This window comes from Streptomyces xanthochromogenes (assembly GCF_014650455.1).
Classification (GTDB): domain Bacteria; phylum Actinomycetota; class Actinomycetes; order Streptomycetales; family Streptomycetaceae; genus Streptomyces; species Streptomyces xanthochromogenes.
This window is the reverse complement of record NZ_BMUZ01000003.1, coordinates 621,414-635,102: the sequence shown is the minus strand read 5'-3', so window position 1 is coordinate 635,102 and position 13,689 is coordinate 621,414. Positions and strand designations below refer to the sequence as shown.

At 71.2% G+C, this 13,689-nt stretch carries 14 protein-coding genes and 1 pseudogene; 10 read left to right on the top strand and 5 right to left on the bottom strand.

Annotation, left to right across the window (positions count from 1 at the left end):
* Positions 1-357: 357 nt before the first annotated feature.
* The 3 genes from IE267_RS10215 to IE267_RS10205 all read right to left on the bottom strand — a co-directional run bounded on the left by IE267_RS10215 (position 358) and on the right by IE267_RS10205 (position 3,350).
* Positions 358-672, bottom strand: a complete 315-nt coding sequence (locus tag IE267_RS10215) for a hypothetical protein (RefSeq protein WP_167160610.1) — start codon at positions 670-672, stop codon at positions 358-360.
* A 71-nt stretch (positions 673-743) separates the two neighbouring features.
* Complete coding sequence (locus IE267_RS10210; RefSeq protein WP_167160612.1) at positions 744-2,864, bottom strand: SpoIIE family protein phosphatase; 2,121 nt, start codon at positions 2,862-2,864, stop codon at positions 744-746.
* A 159-nt stretch (positions 2,865-3,023) separates the two neighbouring features.
* Positions 3,024-3,350, bottom strand: a complete 327-nt coding sequence (locus IE267_RS10205; RefSeq protein ID WP_167160614.1) for a helix-turn-helix transcriptional regulator — start codon at positions 3,348-3,350, stop codon at positions 3,024-3,026.
* Positions 3,351-3,596: 246 nt separating this feature from the next.
* On the opposite strand from IE267_RS10205, the gene IE267_RS10200 reads away from it, so the two are divergent.
* From IE267_RS10200 to IE267_RS10185, 4 genes are all read left to right on the top strand, one after another.
* The gene (locus IE267_RS10200) at positions 3,597-4,553 is read left to right on the top strand and encodes an RNA polymerase sigma-70 factor (protein ID WP_189763027.1); all 957 of its coding nucleotides are present in this window, start codon (positions 3,597-3,599) and stop codon (positions 4,551-4,553) included.
* Positions 4,541-5,005, top strand: a complete 465-nt coding sequence (locus tag IE267_RS10195; RefSeq protein ID WP_189762900.1) for an SRPBCC family protein — start codon at positions 4,541-4,543, stop codon at positions 5,003-5,005. Before IE267_RS10200 ends, IE267_RS10195 begins: the two co-directional genes overlap by 13 nt.
* Positions 5,006-5,061: 56 nt before the next feature.
* Positions 5,062-5,754, top strand: coding sequence for a TetR/AcrR family transcriptional regulator (locus IE267_RS10190; protein ID WP_189762899.1), 693 nt, complete (start codon positions 5,062-5,064; stop codon positions 5,752-5,754).
* 68 nt (positions 5,755-5,822) lie between these two features.
* Positions 5,823-7,013 (top strand): FAD-dependent oxidoreductase, encoded by a 1,191-nt coding sequence (locus IE267_RS10185; RefSeq protein ID WP_189762898.1) that lies wholly within the window; start codon positions 5,823-5,825, stop codon positions 7,011-7,013.
* A gap of 90 nt (positions 7,014-7,103) precedes the next feature.
* On the opposite strand, the gene IE267_RS10180 is transcribed toward IE267_RS10185, so the two are convergent.
* Positions 7,104-8,957: a M1 family aminopeptidase gene (locus tag IE267_RS10180; protein ID WP_167160622.1), complete on the bottom strand. Its 1,854-nt coding sequence runs from the start codon at positions 8,955-8,957 to the stop codon at positions 7,104-7,106.
* A 296-nt stretch (positions 8,958-9,253) separates the two neighbouring features.
* Between IE267_RS10180 and IE267_RS10175 the strand changes: the two genes are divergently transcribed.
* From IE267_RS10175 to IE267_RS10155, 5 genes are all read left to right on the top strand, one after another.
* Complete coding sequence (locus IE267_RS10175; RefSeq protein ID WP_189762897.1) at positions 9,254-10,198, top strand: ABC transporter ATP-binding protein; 945 nt, start codon at positions 9,254-9,256, stop codon at positions 10,196-10,198.
* Positions 10,195-11,178 (top strand): ABC transporter permease, encoded by a 984-nt coding sequence (locus IE267_RS10170; RefSeq protein WP_189762896.1) that lies wholly within the window; start codon positions 10,195-10,197, stop codon positions 11,176-11,178. The genes IE267_RS10175 and IE267_RS10170 overlap by 4 nt, the downstream gene beginning before the upstream one ends.
* Positions 11,179-11,250: 72 nt before the next feature.
* Complete coding sequence (locus tag IE267_RS10165; protein ID WP_161244301.1) at positions 11,251-11,658, top strand: GntR family transcriptional regulator; 408 nt, start codon at positions 11,251-11,253, stop codon at positions 11,656-11,658.
* A gap of 101 nt (positions 11,659-11,759) precedes the next feature.
* Complete coding sequence (locus IE267_RS10160; protein ID WP_189762895.1) at positions 11,760-12,248, top strand: hypothetical protein; 489 nt, start codon at positions 11,760-11,762, stop codon at positions 12,246-12,248.
* The gene (locus IE267_RS10155) at positions 12,245-12,619 is read left to right on the top strand and encodes a transcriptional regulator (protein ID WP_167160630.1); all 375 of its coding nucleotides are present in this window, start codon (positions 12,245-12,247) and stop codon (positions 12,617-12,619) included. Before IE267_RS10160 ends, IE267_RS10155 begins: the two co-directional genes overlap by 4 nt.
* Before the next feature lie 30 nt (positions 12,620-12,649).
* On the opposite strand, the gene IE267_RS10150 is transcribed toward IE267_RS10155, so the two are convergent.
* Entirely contained in the window at positions 12,650-13,297 is a 648-nt protein-coding gene (locus tag IE267_RS10150; RefSeq protein WP_189762894.1) for an ANTAR domain-containing protein, read from the bottom strand.
* Positions 13,298-13,439: 142 nt separating this feature from the next.
* Between IE267_RS10150 and IE267_RS10145 the strand changes: the two are divergent.
* A pseudogene (locus IE267_RS10145) lies at positions 13,440-13,553 on the top strand (MarR family transcriptional regulator); the annotation flags it as partial.
* Positions 13,554-13,689 lie beyond the last annotated feature (136 nt).

Below are 13,689 nucleotides of genomic sequence, written 5' to 3'. Positions count from 1 at the left end.
GAGGGCCGGCCGGTGGAAGCCGCGGACGCTTCCTCCCCGGATGCCGGCGACCTGCCCGCCACCTCGAAGCCGCGCCTGCCCGCGATCCTGAGGGCGGTGCGCAAGCCGGTCCGGTGAGCTGATCCCGTCGCCCCGTCGCCCCGTCGCCCCGTCGCGGGGGGCGGGGCGCGCAGGGTCCCTCCTGAACCTCGTGGAACCTCGAAACAACACGGCCTGCTTGCACGGCAGCGCCCGGGGTGTCCGAACCTTCTTCGCGAACTCCCTTACAGCCGAAGGGAGTTGGAGGAGGTCGGCCACGCCCGGGCGCTGCCGTCGTCAGTCGTTCGGTGTTCGCGTGGTGCTCGCGCGCCACGGGGTCTATTCGGTGATTCCCGTGATGGTCGCGTCGCCCAGCGGCGCCTGGTCCTGCGAGTAGCCCGCCGTCCGCAGCGCGGCGGAGACCGTCTGGCGGGCCTGCTGTTCGGCGGCCTTGGTGTCGTCGGCCTCCACCTCCAGGCGGATGCTGAACGCCGAGGACCCGCTGTAGAAGGTGAGCATCTCCAGATGCTCGGCCTCGCCCAGCTGGGTGCCCCGCGGATCGGCCGGGCGCAGGGCGTTCTCGAGGGTCTTGATGGTCGCCTCGGTGCGCTCCGCGAGGAGGGTGCCGGGGATCGTTACGACGTAGGTGGTCATAGAGCTACCGGGTGCCCCGTGGGCCCGGTTCGTACACCCCGCGCTGCGGCGAACGGGGTGCCCGGGCGTGATTACCGGCCGTCCTCCCGGGTCGCGCGGGCGCCGTCGGCCGCCCGTCTGGACGGGGTCACCTGGGCGATCAGCAGGGCGATGTCGTCGTGCCGCTGCGGGGGCGGCAGCGCGGCCAGAAGCCGGTCGCAGGTCGCCTCCAGGGGCAGCCGGTGATGGGTCAGGGAGTCGAGCAGGGCACGCAGCCGGTCGTCGATGGGCTGGTCCCGGGTCTCCACGAGCCCGTCCGTGTACAGCACGAGCCGGTCGCCGGGCGCGCAGTCGACGGTGGTCGCCCGGAACGGCACGCCGCCCACGCCGAGCGGCGCCCCGGTGGGCAGTTGGAGGAAGCGGGGGGCGCGGCCCGGACGGTCCCAGATGGGCGGCAGATGCCCCGCGAGCGCGATGCGGCAGGTCGTCCGGTGCGGATCGTAGACCGCGTACACACAGGTCGCCGTGGTTTCGTCCAGCTCGGCGGTGATGCGGTCGAGGTGGCGCAGTACGTCGGCCGGGTCGAGGTCGAGCCCGGCAAGCGTGCGGGTCGCGGTGCGCAACTGCCCCATCGTCGCCGCTGCGTTGATGCCGTGGCCCATCACGTCGCCCACGACCAGGGCGGTCTTGTCGCCGGCCACCGGGATGGCGTCGAACCAGTCGCCGCCGGCCTCTCCGATCGCGGCGGCCGGCTGGTAGCGATAGGCGACGTCGAGGCCGGTGGGCTGGGGCGGCTGGCGGGGGAGCAGGTGCTGTTGGAGGGCGAGGGCGGCGTGGCGCTGCTGCTGGAACCAGCGCGCGTTGTCGATGCAGACGGCGGCCCTGGTGGCGAGTTCGAGGGCCAGGACGGCGTCGTCGTGCGTGAAGGGCTGCGGGTTCCTGGCCCGTTTGAGGTCGAGCGCGCCGAGTACCTCGCCGCGTGCGATCAGCGGGACCGCGAGATAGGAGTGCAGGCCCGCGCGGGCGAGGAGGGCGGCCGCCGCGTCGTCGCGGGCGATGTTCGCCAGGTCGCCGGGTCCGACATGGCTGACCAGCACCGGTCGGGCGGTCGTCACACAGCGCGTGACAAGACGCTCCGCGTTGTACTTGGCGATGTTGCCCGGGGGGTCGGCCGCCTGGAGGGCGTCGGTGGGATAGGCGGCCGCGACGGCCAGCGCCCTGATGGCCACGGGCCCGGCCGAGGGGTCCTCGGCGGCGCCCCGGCTGTCCAGGACGGAGTCGAGGAGGTCGACGGCCGCGATGTCCGCGAGGTCGGTCACCACGAGGTCCGCGAGTTCGTGGGCGGTCCGGTTCAGGTCGAGGGTGGTGCCGATGCGTACCGACGCACGGGCGATCAGGTCGAGGCGCCGTCGTGCCTCGGCGGCCTCGTTCGCCGCGTGGTACTGCTCGCTGACGTCGACGATCGACGTCGCGACGCCGAGGATGCGCCCGGCCGGGTCCTCCAGGCGGTAGTACGACACGTTCCAGGCGTGCTCGGTGAGGTCGCCGGGTGTGCGGCCGATGGCCGTCTGGTCGAGGAGGGGCACGCCGGTCTCCAGGACCCGGCGCATCGTGTCCTCGATGTGCTCGTGGTCCAGGAACGGCAGGGCGTCGCGCACCGTACGCCCGATGTGCTCCGCCGGGGTGACGCCGTTGATGCGGGCCAGCGTCGGGTTGACCAGGACGTAACGCAGTTCCGTGTCGAGGACGGCGAGGCCGATCGGAGACTGCGACACGAGCCGCACCGACAGGGCGAGGTCGCGCTCCACGGCACGCAGCGTGGGCTCGTCGGTGGCGATCCCCAGGGCGTAGAAGCCGCCGTGCTCGTCCTGGAGCCGCATGTTGCGGAACTCCACCATCCGCGTGCGGCCGTCCTTGTGCCGGATGGGGAAGACGCCGGCCCAGGCACCGCCGCCGCTCATCACCCGGGCGAACAGGTCGAGAACCTGCGACCGGTGTTCCTCGGCGACCAGGAGCTTCGCGGCGGAGTGGCCGAGGGCCTCCTGCGCGTCCCAGCCGAACAGCTCGTGGGCCTGCGGGCTCCACAGGGTGATCCGCCCGGCCTCGTCGAGGACGATGGCGGCGACACCCAGCACGTCGAGGAGGCCGCCCGGCTCGGACGCGGCGACGCGCACGGGGCCCAGCCGCTCCTCGAACACCTCGGATGCGTCCATCGTCGGCCCTTCGTCAGCCTGTCCGGTGCCTCACTCCTGTCTCAGCGCCTTCCCCATCTTCTCCCCGCCCGGCGCGATCGGCAGACCAGACGCCGCAAGAGATGCAGGTGAGCACGGTGAGTCACCTGGGTGCGCGGTGCCCGGTCCGGTACCCCGCGATCAGCGGTGCGGCTGCTTCCCGCGCTGCTCGTCGTGCTGGGCGAGGACACCGAGGAGGGTGGCGACGGTCAGTCCCGCCTCGGCCGGGTGCCGCAGCGGAATACCGGCCTCGATCCGGTAGGTATTCGAGCGTCCGTGCCGGGTGTGGGAGAGGTATCCGGCCTCCTCCAGATCCGCGATGATCCGCTGAACGGCCCGCTCGGTGAGCCTGCAGTGCGCGGCGATGTCGCGTATGCGGGTCTGGGGGTCGTCGGCGATCGCGGCCAGCACCCGGGCGTGGTTGGTGAGGAACGTCCAGCCGGCGTGTGGTTCAGGTACGGCACCCATTTCTTCAGGGTAGGTCGTGATATTCGCGCAAACAATCAGGAGAAACACATTTCACGTAATCCGCGTCGGGCGTGCTCCGACCCCACATGACCGGCACATCGGTGTGGGTGGGTCCTCGTTGTGAAGCACATCACTCCGGCAGCCTGTCACGCTTCGGCGGGCCCGGGTGTCTCGATGGGCATACAGGGCCCGGTGGGGCTGTGCCGACCGTGGGAGGGCGCGGACGTGGAGAAGGGGCCGGACGGGATGCCGGGGACTTCGGGTGGATTCGGTGAGGGGGCGGCCGCGGGCCAGGGGACTGCCATCGAGGAGGATGCCTTCTCCGAGCACCGTGCGCTGCTGTTCACCATCGCCTACGAGATGCTGGGCAGCGTCGCCGACGCCGAGGACGTGCTGCAGGAGAGCTATCTGCGCTGGAGCGCGGTCGACGCGGCGGGGGTCGGGCATCCGCGCGCCTATCTGGTGCGCGTAGTGACCCGCCAGGCCCTCAACCATCTGCGTACCGTCAAGGCCCGCCGCGAGGAGTACGTCGGCACCTGGCTGCCCGAGCCGATCCGTACCGGACCCGCGGTGAGTGAGGACGTGGTCCTGGCCGAGTCGGTGTCGATGGCCCTGATGCTCGTCCTGGAGACGCTGAACCCCACCGAGCGCGCGGTGTTCGTGCTGCACGACGTGTTCGGCTACCCCCATGGCGAGATCGCCGCCTCGGTGGGCAAATCGGAAGTGACGGTCCGTCAAATCGCCCATCGGGCAAGGCGGCACGTCCACGCGCGGCGCCGCCGCTTCGAGCCCGACTCCGCGGCCAGCCGCGAGATCGTCCAGCGCTTCCTGCGCGCGACGTCGACGGGCGAGATCCAGACGCTGATGGACCTGATGGCACCCGACGTCGTCCAGATGTCGGACGGCGGCGGGAAGGCCTCCGCGGCGCGCCGTCCGGTCGTCGGCAGCGCCGACGTCGCGCGCTTCGTCCTGGGCGTGGCGCGTACCAGCATCACCGAGGCGACCGAGATCGAGTCCGCCACCTACAACGGCATGCCCGCGGCACGGTTCCTGGCCGACGGCGAACTCGACTGGCTGGTCGTCTTCGAGATCCGTGGCGGACTCATCACCGGCCTGTACGCCCTGCGCAACCCGGACAAGCTCCACCGTGCGGACACGGTCCGCCCACTCGACCGAGGAGGTCATCAGCCGTGGAAACCATGACCAGCGAGCGCGTCATCGCGGCCCCCATCGACGACGTCTTCACCTGGCTCACGACCACCACCAACTACACCCGCTCACCGTTGGTGCTGCGTTGCCGCCTGGCCCGCCGGGGCGACTCGGCGCCGTACGGGGTGGGCGCGGTGCGCAGCCACCTCTGGATGATCGGCTGGCTCAGGGAGCGGATCACGCGCTACGAGGCCCCGTACACCACGGAGTACGTGGTGGAGCGCAGTGTGCCGCCGTCCCGGCACGAGTTCGGCGGCATGACCTTCAGCGAGGTCGACGGCGGAACCCTGGTGCGCTGGACGACCCGTGCCGAGATGAAGCTGCCCCTGCTCGGCCCGGTGCTGACCCGCGTTCTCGTGCGGCCGATGATCGTCCGCTCCTTCGGCAGCATCCTCGACGCGGCCGACACCGCTCTCGCTCACCGACCCCACCGGAAGAGCTCCTGAGCGAACATGTTCGCTCCGAACTTGTTCGTAACGAACATGTTCGTTACCTTGGTGTCGTGACTTCGCAGCCCTCCAGCCCCCGCAGCCGCCGCGAGCGGCCCGCCAAGTCCGCGCTCACCCACGCGGGCATCGTCTCGACGGCCGTGCGGCTGATGGAATCCGAAGGGCTGCAGCGCGTCACCATGCGGCGCCTGGCCCAGGAGCTCGACACCGGCCCCGCCTCGCTGTACGTGTACGTGGCCAACACCGCCGAGCTGCACGCAGCCATCCTGGAGGCACTGCTCGGCGCGGTGGACCTCGCCCCGGTCGACGCGGGCGGGGACTGGCGGGAGCGGTTGCTCAGGGTGCTCGGCTCGTACGTCGAGGTGCTGTTCGCCCATCCCGGCCTGGCTCGCTCCGCGCTGGTCGCCCGGCCGTCAGGACCGCATTACCTGGCGCTGGTCGAGGGCATCCTCGGGCTCCTCCACGACGGAGGAGTGCCGGACGCGCAGGCCGCCTGGGGGGTGGACGTGCTGCTCCAGGTCGCGACCGCGACCGCCGCCGAGCAGTCCACGCGCGCACAGTCCCCTACGGCCGACGACGAGCACGACGCGCTCACGGCGGTCCTGCGCGAGGCGCCCGCCGGCGTCTACCCGCGCATCGCCGCCCTCGGCGACGACCTCGTCTCCGGCACGCCCGAACAGCGCTTCGCCTGGATCTTCCGCGCGGTGATCAACGGCACGAAGACCACGCCGCGCGAGACCCCCTGAGGGAGCCACGGGCCCACCGGCGCAACGGCCGCACTCGGCGCACCACACAAGAAACAGAGGACCCCGGCATGAGCATTCAGCCGAACACCACCGCGAACCCGTCCGCCCCCACCGGCATCCCGCACCACGACGTCGCCATCATCGGCGCCGGGCTCGGCGGCCTCACCCTGGCCAGGGTCCTGCGGGTGAACGGAATCCACGCCGACGTCTTCGACCTCGACGCGTCGCCGGACGCCCGCACCCAGGGCGGCATGCTCGACATCCACGAGGAAACGGGCCAAGAGGCTCTGCGCGCGGCCCAGTTGCACGACGAGTTCCTCGCCAAGGTGCACCCCGGCGGTCAGTCGATGCGCGTCCTCGACAAGCACGCCCACGTCCTGCGCGAGGAGCCCGACGACGGCACCGGTGGCCGGCCGGAGATCGACCGCGGCGATCTGCGGGGGCTGCTCCTCGGATCGCTGCCGCCCGGCGCGGTGCACTGGAACACGAAGATCACCGGCGCCCGCCCGACCGGCGGGGGAGTGCACGAGGTGACGCTCGCCGACGGCAGCGTGTTCACCACCGCCCTCCTGATCGGTGCCGACGGCGCCTGGTCCCGGGTACGGCCGCTGCTGTCCGCCGCGACCCCCGCGTACACCGGGATCTCCTTCGTCGAACTCGACCTCCTGGACGCCGAGGCCCGCCACCCGGAGGCCGCGCGGCTGATCGGCGGCGGCATGTTCTTCGCCCTGGGGGACGACAAGGGATTCCTGGGCCACCGGGAGACCGACGGCAGCCTGCACCTCTACACGGCGCTCCGTGCCGACGAGGACTGGCTGTCCACCATCGACTTCACCGACACGGCCGCCGCCAGGACGGCGCTCCTGGCCCACTTCGCCGACTGGGCGCCCGCCCTGCGGCAGTTGGTCACCGACGCCGACGGCCCGCTCACCGCCCGGCCGATCCACGCCCTGCCCATCGGCCACCGCTGGGAGCGGGTGCCTGGAGTGACCCTGCTCGGTGACGCGGCGCATCTGATGTCCCCGTTCGCCGGCGAGGGAGCCAACCTCGCCATGAAGGACGGCGCCGACCTCGGGCTCGCTCTGGCCCGGCACGCCGGTGACACCGAGGCGGCCCTCGCGGCGTACGAGGAGGCACTCTTCCCGCGCAGCGAGGCGACGGCCCGCGAGTCCGCCGACGGTCTTGAGGCCATCTTCAACGCGCGGGCGCCGCAGCCGTTGCTCGACATGTTCGCCGCCTTCGACGCGGAGCGGGACTGAACCCGGCCCGCCCCCGTGACGCGGGTCCGCCGCGCGGGACGTGTGGCGGACCACTGCCCCGCGCGGCAGACCGTTGGTGCGTGACGGATCTCAGCCGTCGATGCGGTGCTGCGTCCAGAACGAGGTCAGGTCCGTGGACGTGGCCGCCTGGGCCGCCGCCTTGAACTCGGCCGTGGTCGAGACGCCGTACCAGTGCGAAGTGGCGTAGTCCTTCAGCAACTTGGCCATGACGCTGTCACCGAGCACCCGGCGCAGATCGTGCAGAGCGCACTTGCCGTAGCCGTAGACGACCGTGGAGTAGCGGGAGGAGTGCGCGTCCCAGTACGCCATCGAGTTGGTGATCTTCTCGCTCGACGAGGCCCACGAGACGCTGTTCCAGCAGTTGGTGCCGGTCTGGTTCAGGGCGAGGTCGGTGGAGTAGTCGGCGAACGCCTCGTCCAGCCAGGGGTTGTTGTACTCGTCGTCGCCGACGATGCCGTACCACCACTGGTGCCCGATCTCGTGCGTGAGCGCCGTGGTGGAGACCAGGTCGAGCACGAAGCCCGGGTATTCCATGCCGCCGAACCAGTAGTTGTTGTCGATCACCGCGTCGAGCTCACCGTACGGGTAGGCCCCGAAGCGGGCGGCGTGGGTGTCCACGGCGGACTTGGCCGTCGCCAGCATCGACTGGGCGCTGGAGGAGCTGATGCCCGAGACCGAGTAGATGTTGATCGCGGTGCCGGCCGGTGAGGTGCCGGAGATCTTGCTGAACGGCCCGGCGGCCCAGGCGAAGTCGCGGACCTTGGAGGCGGTCGCCGTGGTGATCGTGCGGCCACTGGATCCGGGGGTGTCCACCGAGGTGCCGGTGGCCGGGACCAGCAGGCCGGTGGGGTGGTCGAGGGTCACCTTGAAGTCGGCGGCCAGCGAGTAGAACGACTCCCCGTTGTTGGTGTACGGGTCCAGGTGCCAGCCCGACGCGTCACGGATCGCCAGGACGGGCAGGGCGTTGCCGATGTTGTTGAACGCCCCGTCGGCGCCGAAGCGGTCGGCACCGTCGGGGACGGTGATGCCGAGGTCGAAGCCGATGGTCGCGCTCTGGCCCTGGGGCAGCGGCGCCGGAAGGTCGATCTTGAGGGCAGTGCAGCCCACCGAGAGGGCGCCCGCGGTGCCGCCGGTGACGTTGCTGACCGTGATCGGCATGGCCGAGCAGGTGCCGTGGTAGTTGTCCCACAGCCTCAGATACACCTCGCTGAGCGCGGTGGCGGAGGCGTTGGTGAAGGTCGCGCTCTCGTGCCCGGTCCAGCCGTTGCCGCTCGCGTTGCTGGTCAGGTTGACGGTGTACGCGGGCGCGGCGGGGGTGCGGGTGGAGTCGGCGGGCGGGGTGGTGCCGCCGGAGGTGCTGAGTGCGACGTCGTCGAGGACGAAGCTGGTCTTGAGGCTGGAGTCCTCCGTGCCGGTGAAGGCGAGGGTCACGGTCTGCCCCGCGAACCCGGACACGTCCACCGACTTCTGTACGTAGCCGGTGTTCTTGTCGAGGTTCGAGTAGGTCGCGAGCGTCGTACTGCCGATCTTCGCCGTCAGCTTGTCGTACGCGGTCGACGTCGTCGTCTCGGCCGTGTCTATGTGCAGCCAGTACGTGAGGGTGGCGGTGCTGCACCCCGAGGGGATGGTCACGCTCTGGGAGAGGGTGTCGGTGTGTGTGCTGCCCACACCGTTCAGCCAGGCGAAGTGGGTGCCGCCGTGGGCGGACTCGCCGGCGCGGTTGGTGATCACACTCGTCGACGACTGGGTCCAGGGCGAAGTGCCGCTCTCGAAGTCGCCGTTGGTTACCACCTGGGTCGGAGTGCAGGCGGCGGGTGCGGCGGGCGCCGCGGCCGACGCCTGCGCGGAGGGAAGGGTGACGGCGGCCAGCGCGGCGACGGCGCAGGCGGCCGCCGCGAAAGACTTGTGGGGGGTGGATCTCACACGGAACTCCTTTGAAGCGGCCGGGATTACGGCCTGCTCGGTGGCCGTCCGACCGGCCTGGGTGCGCCGGGAGACGGCCGCGGACTGTGTGCGGCACGTGCACGTTCGCTGAGGTGAGACTTCGCATGTCTTCCTGGGGTCAGGGCGACAGCTGGGGGGAAGCTTCGCAGGTCTGACCAGACCATGCCAAGAGACCCGCCGGAGCGCCCTGCGACGGGTGGCGGCAATTGACAGGCTCGCGTCGACCAGACCATGATTCCACTAGTTGACTAGTGGAATCGGTCGGAAGGGGGAGCATGAGCGGCACGGCCACTTCGGGTGGGGATGACAGCCGGTGGGCCCTGGAGGCGCACGGTCTCGGCAAGAGGTACCGCCGGGGGTGGGCACTGCGGGAGGAGACCTTCCGGATTCCGGCCGGCCGCGTCTGCGGCCTGGTCGGCCCCAACGGAGCAGGAAAGAGCACCCTGTTGGGAATCGCGGCCCGGCTCGTCGAGCCCACGCGGGGGCAACTGCGCGTCTTCGGCCGCCCGGTCGGCGATCCGTCCGTGCGGCCCCGGTGTGCCTATCTCGGCCAGGACAAGCCCCTGTTCAAGCGCTTCACCGTGGCCGAGACCCTGCGCATGGGGCAGGAGCTCAACCCCGGCTGGGATCAGGCGGCGGCCGAACGGATCGTGCGGGAGGGGCAGTTGGCGCCGAACGCCAAGATCGGCACCCTCTCGGGCGGCCAGCGGACCCGGGTCGCCTTCGCGCTCGCCTTCGGCAAGCGCCCCGACCTCCTGCTCCTGGACGAACCTATGTCCGACCTCGACCCGCTCGCCCGGGACGAGATCGGCTCCCTGCTCATGTCGGAGGTCGCCGAACGCGGCACCACCGTCCTGATGTCGTCCCACATGCTGTCCGAGTTGGAGCACATGTGTGACTTCCTGCTCGTGGTGTCCGACGGCCGGGTCCGCATGGCCGGTGACACCGACGAACTGGTGCCCATGCACACCCTGGTCACCGGAGTGACCGCGGACGGTGGCCTGCCCGAGGCCCTGGGCACCCATACGGTGATCGATGTCCGCACCGCGGGACGGCAGTTCACCGCACTGGTCCGTCACGAAATTCCGCTCGACGGCACCTGGCAGCTCGCCGAACCCAGCCTGGAGGAGGTGCTGCTCGGCTACCTGCGCCACCCCGAGGCCCCCGCGCTGCTCTCCCCGACCGCCGTCCCCGCCCACCGAGAGGAGCACGCGGCATGAGTGTCTTCGCCCGCACCCCCGCACAGGAAGCCTCCTTCGGCGGGCGCCGCCGACTGCGCGGACTGGCCTGGCTGATGGTGCGTCAGCACCGCGCCGCCCTGATCGCCTGTGCCGCGGTGACCCTCCTCGGGGCGCTCTGGATCATCCATGAGCGCGCCACCATGCTGGACACGCTGCACGGCGCGGGCTGGCCCGCGAAGTCCAGCGAAGACCTTGACGGGGCGACGGTGCAGCGCCTCGACAATTCCTTCAACGGCTTCGCCAGGTACCTCGGCTATCTGCCCCTCGTGTTCGGCGTGTTCATCGGCGCCCCGCTCCTCTCCGCCGACCACGAGCACGGCACCGCCCGCCTCGTCGCCACCCAGTCGGTGTCCCGACTGCGCTGGCTGGCCTGGAAGTTGGGCTTCGCGCTCGGCCTGGTCGCGGTCACCACCGGGGTCCTCGGCGCACTGTTCGGCTGGTGGTGGCGGGCCGTCCGCCACGTGGTCTCCAGCAACTGGCTCGACGGCACGGTCTTCGACAACACCCTGCCGGTCCTGATGGCGCTCGGCCTGTTCACCACCACCCTCGGCATCGCCATCGGCGCGCTGGCGCGACGCGCGGTCACCGCCATGGCCGTCACGTTCTTCACCTCGGCGGCATTCCTCCTGGTGTGCGACCACTTCAGGACGCGGCTCGCCACTCCACGCCGTGTCGCCTTCCCGTTCGACGGCGCACATCCGGCCGTGCTGAACGACGCGGTCCAGGTCGACCAGTGGATCGGCACCGCGTCCGGCAAGGTCTACGGCTGGGGCACGTGCGTGTCCGACGCGGCGCCCGAGACCTGCCGGGCCAGACTGGGGATCGTCAACTCGGTATGGGACTACTTCGGTTACGACCAGATGGCCACCCTGCAGTGGACCGCGGCCGGCCTCCTGCTGGGAGGAGGCGCCCTTCTGGTGGCGCTGGTGGTGTGGCGCACCCGGCGTCAGGCGCTGTAGCCGTACCCGGGTCCCTACGCCGGTCCTCACACCAGCCCGTATCGTCGAGCCGCAGGGAAGGAGGCGGGTGCGATGGTCGTGTTCCGCATAGAGCGACGCAGCGGAGTGCCCGCGTACCTCCAGATCGTCCACCAGGTCGAGCAGGCCCTGCGGATGGGCGCGCTGGAGGAGGGCGACCGGCTGCCCACCGCGGCACAGGTCGCCGCCGACACGAAGGTCAACCCCAACACCACCCTCAAGGCGTACCGCGAGCTGGAACGGTCCGGGCTCGTCGAGGTGCGTCAGGGGGCAGGCACCTTCATCACCCGCTCCCTGGCCGCCCCCGGCAGCGAACCGGACTCACCGCTGCGGGCCCGGCTCGCCGAGTGGATGCGGGAGGCCGCCGCATCGGGGCTGACGGAGCAGGAGGTCAGCACCCTGTTCGACACGGTCCGCGCCCATACGTACGCCGCCGCGCTCACCCCGGCACCCTCGGCCTGAGCTTCACTTTCCCTTTTGGAAAGTTCTTGAGAGGGTGGCAAGGACAAGCCGGTGCCCGACCTCCGTTCGGCCGGCGCTCCTACGGAAGGTGGAGGCGTCCCATGCCGACGCAGGACCGCAGCCCCGACGCACCGTCCCTCGATGCGGACGCCGCCGCGAGCGCACTGCGGGACGTCGAAGCGGCCCGCACCCGCGCCGAACTCCGGGCGCGCCTCGTTCCCTCCTGGTACGGCCCCTCGGCCGCGGCCCTGCCGGCGGCCTATGGCATGGGGATGGGTGCGGCCAACTCCCATGGAATCAACGGCATATGGGGCTGGGCCGGGCTCCTGGTCGTACTGCTCGGCCTCGGCCTCGCCCGGCTCCGCAAGCGCGCCACGGGTGTCCTCGTGGGCCGTTCCCCCGCACGAAAGCGAGCGGTCGCCCTCTCGGTCGCGGCCGCGCTCGCCGTGGTGTGGGGCGTCTGCCTGTCGCTCGGTCTCGGTGTCCCGGTCACGCTCGGCGTGGCGGGTGTGGTCCTGGGGCTCGGCGTCTGGGCCCACTCCGCCTGGCAGAACACCACGGTCACAAGGAAGTTGCGGGAGGGGGCGTGACGCCCGGAGCCGCCGCATCGCAGGGCGCCGCCTTCGACGCGGCCTTCCGCCACCCCACCCGGCTCACCGTCGCGGCCTTCCTCAGTGCCTGCGACGAGGCCGAGTTCGCGACCGTACGCGACTACTGCCAGGTCTCCGACTCGGTCCTCAGCAAGGCCGCCTCGGCCCTGGAGGCAGCCGGATACCTGGGCATCCGCAAGGGCGCGGCCGGCAAGCGCTTCCGCACCTGGCTGTGCCTCACCGATGACGGGCGCGACGCGCTGGCCCGGCATCTGGAGGCGCTCCAGGCCCTCGCCTCGGCGGCCCGCGACGCGGGAGCGGCACGGGCGGAAACCGAGCCGTCCCACTCGGCGGCACAGCCCAACGCCTAGCCGCCCGCGCCCGGTTGGGCTGCCCGCGCGCTACCGCTGCGACTCGGCGGGCTCGGTGGCCTCGGCGACGGCCGCGGAGAGTTGTCTGCGTACGGATTCGGGCAGCGGGGTGCCCCTGGCGGACTCCACCACCTGCTCGGCCAGGCAGCGCAATTTGGTGTTGGTGTGCTGGGAGGTGGAGACGAGGGCCTGCCAGGCGTCGTCGGGGCTCAGGCCGAAGGCGGCCATGAGGACGCCCCGGGCCAGGTCGATGGTGCCGCGGCTTCGCATGGCCCGGCGCAGCTGGTCGAGTTCGCGGCGCAGGTCCTCATCGGGTTCCGCCTCGCCCGGGCGCCGGGAGGCGGAGTTCTCGGCGTGATCCGGGCCGAGGCCCTCCCGCCTGATGACCAGGAGGAGGTCCACGCCGGAGCAGTCGCAGAAGTCCACGCCGCCGACAGCGGGCCGCCCGGCCTCCCCGGCGGGTCCGGTGGCGTCGGGTGCGGAGCAGTCCGGGCGCAGGACGTGCAGGAGCTGGTGGTCCGCTGCGAGGTCGAGCTCGCCGCACACGCTGACGACCGTCCGGTCACCGTCGGGGCGGCTGAAGACCGTGAGCCCGGACAGCTGGTGCGCGCCGGTGAACGCGGCCAGCCGGGTGCATGCGCCGGCCTGCCCGGCCCCGTCCTGATCACAGCGCGGCATGGCCATCTCCCCCTGCGCACTACGGCAGTTCATTCACGTCATGCACGCCCAGACTCGCGCGCGCACGCGACGCACGTCAAGTGATACATGAAGTAAAGTTCGGGTATCCCTCGGCGTGCATCGCCAGGCCTGCGATTCACCCATGGGTGGAGTTCCGGAATCGCACACGGGGTGGACGTTCATCACCCGTCACGCACGCGTGCTCGCGACGATCGCGGACGATCAGAACGTTCTGATCCGCGACATCGCTGCCCGGGACGAGGCCGGGCGCGCGGACCCGTCCCGGGCAGACGCCGAGGACGCCCGGTGCTGACGCGCGGGCGACGGACGGGCTGCCCCGCTTGCCGCGGCTTGTTCTCGATAGTGACGCTGGCCGATTGCGAGCTGGTCGT